The sequence below is a fragment of the Streptomyces sp. NPDC090499 genome (assembly GCF_044769305.1).
Lineage (GTDB): Bacteria > Actinomycetota > Actinomycetes > Streptomycetales > Streptomycetaceae > Streptomyces.
The window spans coordinates 83,574-94,719 of the sequence record NZ_JBIVXP010000028.1 but is presented as its reverse complement, the minus strand read 5'-3'; the positions used below and the strand labels follow the sequence as shown (position 1 = coordinate 94,719).

The 11,146-nt window shown below is 68.8% G+C and carries 12 protein-coding genes and 2 pseudogenes; 7 read left to right on the top strand and 7 right to left on the bottom strand.

The window, feature by feature from the left end:
- The 4 genes and pseudogenes from ACIQVL_RS47875 to ACIQVL_RS47860 form a co-directional block, all read left to right on the top strand.
- On the top strand, positions 1-548 hold a 548-nt coding region (locus tag ACIQVL_RS47875; RefSeq protein WP_403478783.1), incomplete at its 5' end, for a transposase.
- Positions 545-877 (top strand): hypothetical protein, encoded by a 333-nt coding sequence (locus ACIQVL_RS47870; RefSeq protein ID WP_403444092.1) that lies wholly within the window; start codon positions 545-547, stop codon positions 875-877. The genes ACIQVL_RS47875 and ACIQVL_RS47870, both read left to right, overlap by 4 nt.
- 18 nt (positions 878-895) lie before the next feature.
- Positions 896-1,045: pseudogene (locus ACIQVL_RS47865) on the top strand (IS701 family transposase); the annotation flags it as partial.
- Positions 1,046-1,156: 111 nt separating this feature from the next.
- Positions 1,157-1,741 carry a GNAT family N-acetyltransferase gene (locus ACIQVL_RS47860; protein ID WP_403478782.1) on the top strand — a complete coding sequence of 195 codons (585 nt, stop codon included), beginning with the start codon at positions 1,157-1,159 and terminating at the stop codon, positions 1,739-1,741.
- A 15-nt stretch (positions 1,742-1,756) separates the two neighbouring features.
- Here ACIQVL_RS47860 and ACIQVL_RS47855 read toward each other — a convergent pair.
- From ACIQVL_RS47855 to ACIQVL_RS47845, 3 genes and pseudogenes are all read right to left on the bottom strand, one after another.
- Positions 1,757-2,619, bottom strand: a pseudogene (locus ACIQVL_RS47855) (IS5 family transposase).
- A gap of 317 nt (positions 2,620-2,936) precedes the next feature.
- Positions 2,937-3,446 carry a GtrA family protein gene (locus tag ACIQVL_RS47850; RefSeq protein WP_403478781.1) on the bottom strand — a complete coding sequence of 170 codons (510 nt, stop codon included), beginning with the start codon at positions 3,444-3,446 and terminating at the stop codon, positions 2,937-2,939.
- 14 nt (positions 3,447-3,460) lie between these two features.
- Positions 3,461-3,622, bottom strand: coding sequence for a hypothetical protein (locus ACIQVL_RS47845; RefSeq protein WP_403478780.1), 162 nt, complete (start codon positions 3,620-3,622; stop codon positions 3,461-3,463).
- Between the two features lie 426 nt (positions 3,623-4,048).
- Between ACIQVL_RS47845 and ACIQVL_RS47840 the strand changes: the two genes are divergently transcribed.
- Entirely contained in the window at positions 4,049-4,702 is a 654-nt protein-coding gene (locus ACIQVL_RS47840) for a class I SAM-dependent methyltransferase (protein ID WP_403478779.1), read from the top strand.
- A gap of 589 nt (positions 4,703-5,291) precedes the next feature.
- On the opposite strand, the gene ACIQVL_RS47835 is transcribed toward ACIQVL_RS47840, so the two are convergent.
- From ACIQVL_RS47835 to ACIQVL_RS47825, 3 genes are all read right to left on the bottom strand, one after another.
- On the bottom strand, positions 5,292-5,720 hold the full coding sequence (locus ACIQVL_RS47835; protein ID WP_403478778.1) for a hypothetical protein: 429 nt from the start codon (positions 5,718-5,720) through the stop codon (positions 5,292-5,294).
- Between the two features lie 601 nt (positions 5,721-6,321).
- The gene (locus ACIQVL_RS47830) at positions 6,322-8,181 is read right to left on the bottom strand and encodes a TerD family protein (RefSeq protein WP_403478777.1); all 1,860 of its coding nucleotides are present in this window, start codon (positions 8,179-8,181) and stop codon (positions 6,322-6,324) included.
- Between the two features lie 185 nt (positions 8,182-8,366).
- The gene (locus ACIQVL_RS47825) at positions 8,367-8,564 is read right to left on the bottom strand and encodes a DUF3761 domain-containing protein (RefSeq protein ID WP_403478776.1); all 198 of its coding nucleotides are present in this window, start codon (positions 8,562-8,564) and stop codon (positions 8,367-8,369) included.
- Between ACIQVL_RS47825 and ACIQVL_RS47820 the strand changes: the two genes are divergently transcribed.
- Positions 8,479-8,850: a hypothetical protein gene (locus ACIQVL_RS47820; protein ID WP_403478775.1), complete on the top strand. Its 372-nt coding sequence runs from the start codon at positions 8,479-8,481 to the stop codon at positions 8,848-8,850. The two genes, ACIQVL_RS47825 and ACIQVL_RS47820, sit on opposite strands and share 86 nt — an antisense overlap.
- Positions 8,851-9,357: 507 nt before the next feature.
- Positions 9,358-10,509, top strand: a complete 1,152-nt coding sequence (locus tag ACIQVL_RS47815) for an acyl-CoA dehydrogenase family protein (RefSeq protein ID WP_403444105.1) — start codon at positions 9,358-9,360, stop codon at positions 10,507-10,509.
- Here the strand turns inward: ACIQVL_RS47815 and ACIQVL_RS47810 are convergent.
- Positions 10,503-11,132 carry a PaaI family thioesterase gene (locus tag ACIQVL_RS47810; RefSeq protein ID WP_403444108.1) on the bottom strand — a complete coding sequence of 210 codons (630 nt, stop codon included), beginning with the start codon at positions 11,130-11,132 and terminating at the stop codon, positions 10,503-10,505. The two genes, ACIQVL_RS47815 and ACIQVL_RS47810, sit on opposite strands and share 7 nt — an antisense overlap.
- Between the last annotated feature and the right edge of the window lie 14 nt (positions 11,133-11,146).

The following is an 11,146-nucleotide window of genomic DNA, read 5'->3' as shown; positions in this document are numbered from 1 at the left end:
CTGAAGTTGGGAACAGATGTCCTCCGGAACCGCCATACCCAGACAACGAGCCCGCACCTGTAAAGCAGCACCTTGATTCTTTACGGCTTCACAAGGCCCGCAACGTCTCGAACGCCCTCCCGAAGTCCGCTCAGCCTGGCGCGACGAAGGCGATGCAGGAGATCTACAACGCCGAGGACCGGGCCCACGCCGAGAAAGCGATCGAGGCGTTCGTTCGCACCTACGGCGCCAAGTGGCCCAAGGCCGTCGCGAAGATCACTGACGACACAGAGGAACTGCTGGCGTTCTACGGCTTCCCCGCCGAACATTGGATCCACCTGCGGACCACGAATCCGATCGAGTCGACGTTCTCCACGGTCAAGCTCCGCACCAAGGTCACCCGCGGCGCCGGCAGCCCGGCCGCGGCCCTCGCGATGGTATTCAAGCTCGTCGAGTCCGCCCAGGCCCGCTGGCGCGCGATCACGGGCGCCCACCTCGTTCCACTGGTCCGTGCGGGTGCCCGGTTCAAGAACGGCGTCCTGGTCGACCGAGAGGGGGCAGCCGCGTGAGTGAGATCCCGAGCCCCGGCAGCTGTCGTGGCAGCGTCGAACTGCAGATCGTCCGGGTCATCGTCGCGTCCCTCGAACAGGCCACCGTCAATGTGCGCTGCCTGCGGGGACCGGTCCGCCGCGGTGCCCGCTTCAACCGCCTCAGCGATTCAGCACAAGCACTCGACCTGACACTGACGCAGGCCGTCGTCTACGGGCATCGAGTGGCACAGCTGGACACTGGCCTCACCGCCTTCGTGACGCTCCGAGGAGAAGGCGTCCAGCACCTCATGTCGGGCAGCCTGACCTCCGGATGGCAGGTCGTCCAAGGCGACAACCCTTTGCCTTAACCCAGCGGTCCACAAGAATTGACTATTGCTCGGGTCTGGCGCTTGGTGCTCGGGCTGCTGTCGGATCTGCCGCGCAAGAACTGCTGGACCATCGCCGAGTGGGCCGGGGAGATCACCCCGGACGGCATGCAGCACCTGCTGGGGCGGGCCAAGTGGGACGCCGAACGTACGGGTACCTCGCCCGCATGCTTGCGGACGTGCCCGGCTCCCGGCCACTCCTTTGGCTAAGGCTTGTCCGGCGGATCATGGGGTGAACTTCGGTATCCGTATGATCACTGCATGATTGAAGGCAAGCTCGTGCGACTGCGCGCGCCGCGTGCCGCGGACCTTGACGCCCATGTCCGCTGGCGCAATGACCCCGAGGTTACGCATTGGGCTACCGGGGGCGACCCGCATTTCGGGCCCATTACGCGGGAGACCATGGAGCGCTTCCACGAGTCAACTCTGCGTCAGGACCCCCGCATCGAGGCCACGTTCACTGTGGACGATCTGTCCGATGGCCGCACGATAGGTACTGCTGATTACCGCGACATGGACCCGTTCGCGGGGCGAGTGACCGTCGGCATCGTGATTGGTGAGCGCGACCGGTGGGGCGGCGGCTACGGCTCAGAAGCTCTACGGCTGCTGCTGGGACATTTGTTCGGCGCCTGCAGGGTGCGACGGGTCGAGCTGGATACGTGGAGCGGCAACGAACGAGCCATCCGCGCCTTTCACAGGATTGGCTTCGTCGAAGAAGGGCGTCGCCGTGCCAGCGTGAGGGTTGGTGAAGAGTGGTACGACAGAGTGATGTTCGGGCTGCTTCGCGAGGAGTGGGCGGAGCGTGGCGGCACACAGCAGCAGCCGGTTGGCGGAGCCATGCTTTAGGTCCTGTCTGAGACGTTATGCGCGAAGCCATAGCCGGATGGCAGCGAGGGTGACGGTGCCGTGGAAAACGTAGGCCCGTTTGTCGAAGCGGGTGGCTACCGCTCGGAAGGTCTTCAGCCGGTTGATGGTCCGCTCGACCTCGTTGCGGCGCTTGTACTTCTCCTTGTCGAACTTGGTGGGCCTGCCGCCGCGGCTGCCACGGCGTTGGCGGTTGGTCCGCTGGCCCCTGGGCTCGGGGATGGTGTGTTTGATAGAGCGCCTGCGCAGGTGGCAACGGTTCTTGCGGGATGAGTACGCTTTGTCCGCGCTCACATGCTCCGGCCTGGTCCGCGGGCGTCCCCCGCCCTGGTGGGCGACGCGAATGCGTGTGAGGACAGGGATCATCTGGGGTGCGTCGCCCCGCTGCCTCGGGGTGATGAGCAGGGCGAGGGGTCTGCATCCACCTTCGCAGGCGAGGTGGATCTTACTCGTCAGGCCGCCCCTGGACCTGCCGAGTCCCTCGTCGGGGCGGTGTCGCCGAGGCGTGGATCTCTTCTTCGGGACGCGCGGCGCTGCCTTTCGCGCACCGGCCGCGTGCTGGTGGGCGCGGCAGGACGTCGAGTCGACGCCCACCATGCTCCAGTCGATTTGGCCCACGCCGTCGGCATCCGCCTGGACGGCCTGCAGGATCCTGTCCCATGTACCGTCCGCGCTCCAGGTCTGTGCCGTTCGTAGACCGTTTTCCAGCAGCCGAACCGCTCCGGCAGGTCTCACCACGGGACCTCCGTCCGCTGCCGGAAGAGGATCCCGTCGATCACCCGCCGGTGACCGGCCCACCGCCCGCCACGCAGACCGCTCACTGGCGGATGCGGCTCCAACCGCCGCCACTCCTCGTTCATCAGATCACCACGACTTACATCCACTTCACGTCCCAGCGGACCCAAAACACTCGTGATCCGCCGGACACGCCTTAGACAGGGAACCGGTCTGCCGCCCGGACACCGCACTGCACATCGACTCAGCAGGCTCTGCGCGCATACCGGCGTGGACGGCCGTGCAGACGGCGGCTGTGCGTCGGCCCGCCCGAGGGGCCGGTTGCGATGTCGCGGTCACCGGTCGTGCGCTACGCGCACCGGGGGAGCGGGTGACGTCGTGCGTGGTCGCGGTCGGCCGGAGCGCCTCCCGCTGTACTGCCGGCGTCGTGACCGCGTTCGCGTCAGGCCGCGGCGAGTACGGCCGGCGGCGATGTGAGGCTCGCTTTCGGGGGCGGGGTCGTGGCCGGGGTTCGGCTGCGGTGGCCGGTGGCGAATATGTACAGGCGCAGGAAGAGGAAGCGGCCGAGGCCGGCGAGGGCGGAGGCGGCGAGATAGACGATCTGCTCTGTGAGCGTGCCGGGGGAGGTCTGGAAGAGGTGGAGCAGGAACATGGCGGCGCAGGTCACGGCGTAGGCGACGGCGGCGGAGCCGGCGGACTGCCAGTGCTCGTGCCAGCCGGCCCGCTTGCCGGTACCGAAGGTGAAGCGGGCGTGCAGTTCGGTGCAGAGGACGGTGGAGGCGATGGTGATCACGGCGTTGGCCAGCGTCCAGGGCATGGCCCCGGCCAGCAGGGTCACGGTGCTGCTGGAGAGGAGACCGGCCCCGCCGCCGAACAGTACGAACCGGGCGAAGGAGGCCAGCGGGCCGGGGGCGGCCGGGGTGGTGGCCCGGTGCTGTTTCTGGTTCTGCATGGTGAGGTGGCGGCTCAGGGCCGTTCCGTGCCCCTGGCCGGAGCGAAGAGCAGGGCCATGGCCTCCCAGAGGGGCATGACGTGGGCGGTCGTGGCCGGGCGGGCCGGGGCGGAGGTGCCCGGGGTGGCGCGGGCGGTGCGGGGCTTGCGGACCGTGGCGGTGTTGGTCTGCGGCATCGTGACGTCCTGTCCGTGCGGAGGGGTTGGCCTTGCGGGATCAACCCTCCCGCGGCCGGTGCGCCGCCAGGAGGGCCCGGCCACCCGGATCGGTGGTGGAGTTTGCTCCACCACCGGGGTGTCGTAGGCGTCGGGAGAAGAGCAGGCGCCAGGTCAGCGGGCCGGGGGCGCCGTCGGCGTCGCCGCGGAGCTTCTTGCGGGATTTGTGGAAGTCGCGGACGTTCAGCCGGTCGGAGTCGCCCCAGGTCCTGCCCGGCCGACCTTGTAGTGGTCGCCGAAGCCTTGCTTGACCGGGGGCTTGCCGAGCTGGAGGACGCAGTCGGCGGAGGTGCCGGGCACGCCGCTTCGAAGGCGGCCGGCTCGTCGAGCGCCCCCCGCACTGGGGACATGACCGGCTTCAGCCAAGCACCCAGAGAGGCATCTGCCATGTCCGACCTCGACAGCCAGGTTCCCTACTGGGACGCTGCCGCGGCCAGCAAGACATTCACCCACCCCCTCCATCTGCCCTGGCTCGACGGGATCAGCAGGCAAGCCGCGATCCTGGACCACGGATGCGGCTACGGCCGCGTCATGAAGGAGCTCGAACAGCACGGCTTCGGCGACCTCACGGGCGTCGACGCCTCACCGGCAATGATCAGCCGGGCACGCCGCCTGCACCCCACCATGCGCTTTGCCACCCTGGACGCACCACCGGCCTCACCCTGCCCGGACACAGGCTTCGACGCCGTGCTGCTCTTCGCCGTGCTGACCTGCATTCCCGGCGATCAAGCCCAGCACCGGCTGATCACCGAGCTGAACCGCGTCCTCAAGCCCGGCGGGACCCTCTACATCAGCGACCTTCTCCTGCAGGACGACGAACGCAACCGCAGCCGTTACAGCCGCCACGCCGATCACTACGGCAGCTACGGCGTCTTCGAAACCGGCGACGGTGCGGTCTGCCGCCACCACCCCCGCGAGCGGTTCTCCACCCTGCTCGCCGACTTCCAGACCATCGACACCCGGACCATCACGGTGCCCACCATGAACGGGCACCAGTCAACGGGGATCCAGATCCTCGCCCACAAGCCCACCTCGACATGAACGCCGCTCAGATCCACGTGCATTGACAATTACTCCTGGCGCCCCAACAGCGTCCTTCTCCTCCTCAGCGCCCTGGCCGGTCTCGGCGCCACTCGGGGGCAGCCATGGCAGCATGGCCGTCTTGATCACAGCCTCGTCGACGACGGGACGGACGCACGAGGCCGCGTTGGTGGGGGTGCCGGCACATCTCGCGTCCCGCCTGGCGGAACGGGACGATGCTGGCGGAACGGCCACCCTAGACTCGGCCCCGCCTGCGGCCCGAGACCAAGCGGGTGTCGCCATCAGGAAGGAACCAGTACGTTGAGCACAACGGCGCACAGTGACGCCCCGATCTACGAACGGCTCATACGCGAACGTGGCGATGTGGCCGCGGATGCGCGCAGGACGGCAGAATCGACCTGGCGAGAGGTCGGCCGGGCCATGGATTTCCGTCTCCCGCACACGATCGCGAGGCATGACGCCGGCCCCCGTTGACCGTCGTGCGATCCCGACGATCACCGGACTGCCCGCGACCGCTCCGGGTCCACGAGCCGCCGATGGTGGTGCTTGAGGAGCGGAAACTGCAGCCGAGTCAGCTGCAAGCCCTGTTTCAAGGGCGTCCCGGTATCTTCCACTCGCGTGCACCGGCTTGCCGCATCAGCGCCTCTGTGGCCTTGTCGGCCAGCAAGGGATGTACGAGCCGGACGTATCCGGCTTGCCCGAACAGGGATTTCCTGAGCTGGGTGAGGTTGCGGGCGCTGTAGGAGATTCGCCCGCGGGCCTCGATGGCCCCGGTGGCGAGCGCCAGTTGCTCGATCGGCAGGGAGAAGGCGACCGAATCCGCTTCGGTGCCGACGGTGCAGTCCACGGTGCCTTCTCTGACGTCGAGCTCGATGCTGTACTCGACGCCGCCGCCTGTGTACGTCGACACCGGTATGACGTTCTCGGTCTCGACCGGACCGGCCAGATACAGAGAGTCTGCCGTCGCTGCGTAAACCCTACGTACCTCCTCGAAGAAGATCTTCGGAGACGGAACCATGTGGTCCTCCTTTGCTTCTGTAGCCTTCCGCTGGTCCAGAGGCCCGCGCGCCGGCAGGGGCAGGTCGCCGTCGTATGTGTGCAGACCTGACCGAACGACGCGGAGGGGCAGGACGACGAGGCCGTGCACCGGCCCGGTGAGGTTCTTCAGGCTGTCGGGAAGCTTCGCCCTCGAGATCCAACATGATGACGTGCAGGAAGACCTCGTGGTGATCGCCCTCGGTAACGCCTCTACCGTCTGAGGGGCTACCGGCCGTGAGATCCGCCATCTCCGCACAAGGTCCTCACCTACAGGTTCGACCCCTTCGCCCGGTTCGGCGGCATGACTTCCTCCGGGGGTTCGTACCGCCTACGCCAGCAGCGGATCCAGACGGTTGTCCGCCAGATCGGCCGCACACCCGACAGCGCCGCCGCGCCCCCCGGCCGCACGAAAGTCCTCATGACCGGCCACCCCGAGTCCGCTCCACCGGCCGGCGTGTGCCTGCCTCCGAGGTCCGCCCTGACTCTCGTCCCGGGCCCTGATCCGGTCGTGCCTGTAACGGCCCATCCACTGCCTTGACTTTCCCGGAAAGCAGGTTCTCGCGTGTGGAGTTGCCGGCTGGTTACGTGACGTTGACGCCGTGGGCCCGGGCGAGTGCGTCGAGGCCGTCGGTCCAGCCTTGGCCGTTGGCGCGGAGTTTCCAGACCTGTTGGCCGTTGACGGTGTGTCGGTAGAGCTCGGCGATGGCCATGGCGCGGATGTCGGGGCCGGTGGGTGGCTGGAAGGTCCAGGCGGCTCCGGTGCCGCAGTCCATGTACAGACGTGCGTGAGTGAGGGCGCCGCAGCTCAGGCCGGCTTCGACGTCCATGTTGATGGCGACTGTGACGCGCTGGATTTGGGTGGGCAGGGCAGCAAGGTGAAGGGCTGCACGTTCTACGGTGTGCGGACCGTCGGGCTGTCTGCCCAGCAGCCGGGCAGCGCCGTGGGAGGCAGAGGGCTGGTTGTAGAAGACGAAGTCCTCATCGCAGGTGACCTGGCCGTTGGTGCCGGTCAGGAAGAGGGTCAGGTCGGCGTCGGCGCCGGCGAAGCTGAAGGCGATGAGAAGCCCTTGCCAGGCTTCCTCGGGCAGTGCCAGGTTCTGTCCCGGCGTGAGCACGGTCGCGGGGGCGCGGCCCGGTTGTGCAGGGGTGTGGGGCTGCCCGGCAGGAGCGGGCGGCGTCAGGGGAGAGCTCTGGGCTTTCCACTCGGCGAAGGGACGGATCCGGTATCGATCGGGCAGGGGAGCCGTGTGCGCGGCCGGGACGTTGGCCCGCAGGTCTCCATCGAGGTCGGCCAGGGTCGCCTCGTCGGATCCGGCGTCGTCCTGGGCGTGGTCGAGAAGGCCTTGCAGGCCGGGGAGCCGACTGGTGTCCAGGGGTTTGACGGCGCTGGACACGTTCCCGGAAGCGGTAGTGGTGACCGAGCAGGCGACGTCCTGGCCGATGTCGAGGAACCGCAGCGCATCGGTCGTCTCCAGCCACGGGCCCGCCTCGATGGCCTGGCGCGTCCAGTGGCCGTAGGCCACGAACCCCAGACGCTGAGTGTTCGGCAGGCGCGTCAGCACAGCCAGGTCAACGGCGGCGATCCCCGGCGCGACAGCAAACGCCTCTTTGAGTGTGGCAACGATGTTCGACCCCATCGAGGTGAGCCACCACAGAGTGCGGTCCCGCTTGCTCAGGTTCTTGAGGGTGGGGCGTCCGCTGGGGGTGACTCCTGGCACCTGATCGGGCAGCGAGTCGATGTCCTGCTGCCGCATCACCACGGACAGGACATCTCCGTCGACTCCCACCGCGCAACCCGCGGCAGCGTTGTCGGAGAAGGCGTAGTTGACCGCCTCGCACACGGTGTCCTCGTCGTTGGAGAGCAAGGCCTGCCACCACTGACCGGCCTCGGCGGTCAACTCGCCGTGGACGGCCTGCAGGCGCGCTTCCTCGGCGGCCAGATAAGCAGGGGCGTCTTCGGCGGCCCTGCGCCTGGCCGCGGCCCGCTCGGCGCGGGCGAAGAGGCCCAGACCCGCCAGGTGATGAGTCTGGGCCTGCGCCAAGGCCCAGGCCAGGCTCAACTGCTGAGGGCCGGGCACCACCGGCGGCCGGGTGGGCGGGAAGGACTGCAGATGGACACTGGTCGTCTGCCGCCGCAACTCCTCCAGCTGGGCAATCGCCGCATCCCGCTCCGCCTCCTGCTGGGCCCGCTCGGCCTGTCGGCGAGCACGCTCCAGTTGCGCTGCCGACGGGGCCACAGCCCGCGAGCGGGTCGTACCGGTGCGGCGACGCCCTCCGCCCAGGGAACTGGAGGCAGAGAACGGGCCCAGCCCCGAAGAGATCCGCGTGCCGCCGCTGCCCATGCTGATGCGCGCCGCGCGGGGCCCCACGGACGTGCGTACACCCCGCGTGGAGATCCGCACGCTCATCCCCGGCACACCCACACGAAAGCCGAAAGCCATGGTTCCTCTCCGTTCCTGCCTTCGTCACGCAAGGCGCGTTGCTCTCGCCGTGACCACTCCGACCGCCGGGCAGGACCAGGCTGCGCGGCGGTCGGCACCACCCATGAGGCCTGGCGGGTTGACGGGGCCGCCTCGCCCGACCGCAGCTGCGGCACGGCGGCTCAGCCGCCGCGCCGCGGTGCCTGCTACCTGTAGAAGACGGCGACACCGCCGTGATGGGAGCACGCTCCCTGGTGATGAGCGGCGTAGCTGTAGGTGCCGTCATTGCACAAGGCGGTAGCCCCTGACGAATCAGTCGTGCCGCCGGAACTCGACGAGCCACCCGATGTCGAACCACCGCTGCCGGTGCTCGAGGACCCGGAACTTGACTTGTGTGTGGCCACCGACGCCGGCTTGGCCGTCCTGGTCACGGTGACCGTAGGGGCCGGCGACGCTGACTTCGTCACGGTGACTGCCGGGGCAGGCGCTGCCGTCTTCAGGGTGGTGGCCGTGACGGTGACCGTCGGGCGCGGCGTGGGACTGGCCGCGCTGGAACTGCCACCACCGAACGCGGCCCCGACCGAGAGCAGCACGAAGCCACCGACCCACACCCGCTTGCGCTTGTGCAGCGGGCGAATATCAGGCATGCGGACGGGCTCAGGCGGACGAACGGCCCACGGCCCGGGCTGATTCTGGCTCACGCGACGATCCCCCCATGACGGACACCCGGACACACGCCACGGGGCAGTCGCATACTTTACAAAACATCCCCAGAAATTACGCAAGCCCTACATGCATCCTGAATGCTGGGCGACGACCGCGGTGATGCCGCACCGGCTGACCAAAGCCACCTCTGCGGCCTGGCGCAGCACCTGACCGGCCGGGGAGTCGACCTCGGGTCGGTGCTGGAATGACTGGTGGCGCGGAGACCGGAGATCACCGCGCAGGCCGGGACGACGAGGGAGCGGATCGCGCGGGGGGACGAACGCGGCCGTACCGCCGACTGGACACCCGCAGCGCGTTGCTCGGGCCGCCAGGCAGCAGCTGCCCACACCGCCGACACCCGAGCTGCCGGATCGCGGTGCTGCAGGCGCCGGCCCTCGCCGTAGTTGCTCCCGCGAGCCCGCCATGCTCCCTCTATCCGCTAACATAGAATTATTAGGTAGATAAATAAGCTACTGGTGGCGAGGGGTGGCCGTGGACTTCGGGCTGACTGACGAGCAGGACCTGTTGCGCGCGACGGCACGGCAGTTCGTCGCCGATGTGTGTCCCGCCGAGAAGGCCAAGCAGTGGGACGAGGAGGGCGTGGTACCGGCCGAGCTGTTCCGCGGCATGGCTGATCTGGGGTGGTTCTCCCTGCCGTTCAGCGAGGAGGAGGGCGGTGACGGCGGCGGGCCGCTCGAACTCATCCTGATCGCCGAAGAGCTGGGGCGGGCCAGTTTCGACGTCGCCATGTGCTACATCGGCGTGCTCATTCCGGGTATCACGGTGTTCCGGTGGGGCAGCGAGGCGCAGCGCGACTTCATCCGCGAGCAGATCATGACGGGACGCCACCGGCTCGCGGTCGGCCTCAGCGAGCCGGACAGCGGTTCGGACGCCGCCGCCCTGCGCACCACCGCAGAGGATCACGGCGACTGCTTTCTGGTCCGCGGGCAGAAGGCATGGTGCACCGGCGCCGGGCTCCCCGACACCACCATCGCGACCTATGTACGCACGGGGCCCCGCGAGCCCAAGCACGGCGGGATCAGCCTGCTGCTCGTCGACCCGGCGACGCAAGGTGTCGAGGTACGCCGGACCCCGACGCTCGCCCGGCACATCCTGGGGACCAACGAGGTCTTCTTCAACGACGTCCCCGTTCCCAAGGTGAACCTCGTCGGCCCGCGCGACGAGGGCTGGAAGGTCATGCTCTCCAACATCGAACTGGAGAAGGTGATCATCAGCGGCGGCTATCTGGGGGCGGCCCAGGCCACCCTGGACGAGATGCTGGAGTACGCCCGCACCCGGCAGGCCTTCGGCCGCCCGATCGGCAACTTCCAGGCGCTCGCCCATGCCATGGCCGACCTGCAGACCGAGATCGACTCCGCCCGGCTGCTCGCGTACCGGGCCGCCTGGCTGCTCGCCCAGGGCAGGCCGTGCACCCGCGAGGGCTCGATGGCGAAGCTGAAGGGGTCGGAGACCTATGTGGCGGCCGCCCGGCTTGGGATGCAGGTCTGCGCGGGCCACGGCTTCTCGACGGAGAGCGTGATGAGCTTCCGCTACCGGGAGTCGATCGTGGCCACCATCTCAGGGGGCACCAGTCAGATCCAGCGCAACGGGATAGCCCGCAGCATGGGACTGCGGTCCTACTGATCCCCGACGTCGCCGTTCTGCTCGGCCAGCCAGCGCTCGTGGCGTGCGAAGTGGCCCCGGTCCCGGGTCACCCAGATCCCGGAGGCCCGGGCCAGCACGGCTCGGGCCGGCAGCAGCACCATCTCGCCCGCGATGTACCAGCGCGAGCCCTCCCGGCGCTCCACCCAGGCGCGGACCTGGAGCGGGCGCTGCACCGGTACCGGCTTGACGAAGCTCACGGTCAGTTCCGCTGTCACACTCAACACCCGGTGCAGCAAAGGGAGATGGCCGAGGCAGTCGTCCAGCACGGCAGCCGTCCAGCCGCCGTGCGCCACATCTGGCCCGCCCTCCTGGTCCCGGGGGCAGGAGAGTTCGAACCACGCCACGCCGTTCGCGTCGAGCCGCTCACGCTCCACGCCGAGCCGGCAGGAACCGGCACCGCGGCACGCGCCGCACAACGCTACGCCGCCGGGTGTGCGGGGCGGTTCCTGGAAGTCCGCCCCCGCCCGGTCCGCCCCCGCCTGGTCCGCCCCCACCCCGTCCGTCCTCGCCGAGGACGCTCTCGCCGAGCCCGCCCCCGCGCGGTGCGCGGCCGCTGTCGCGTCCCCCGTGTCACCGGGGACGGAACCCGCTCGCGTGGACATACCGCAACTCCTCG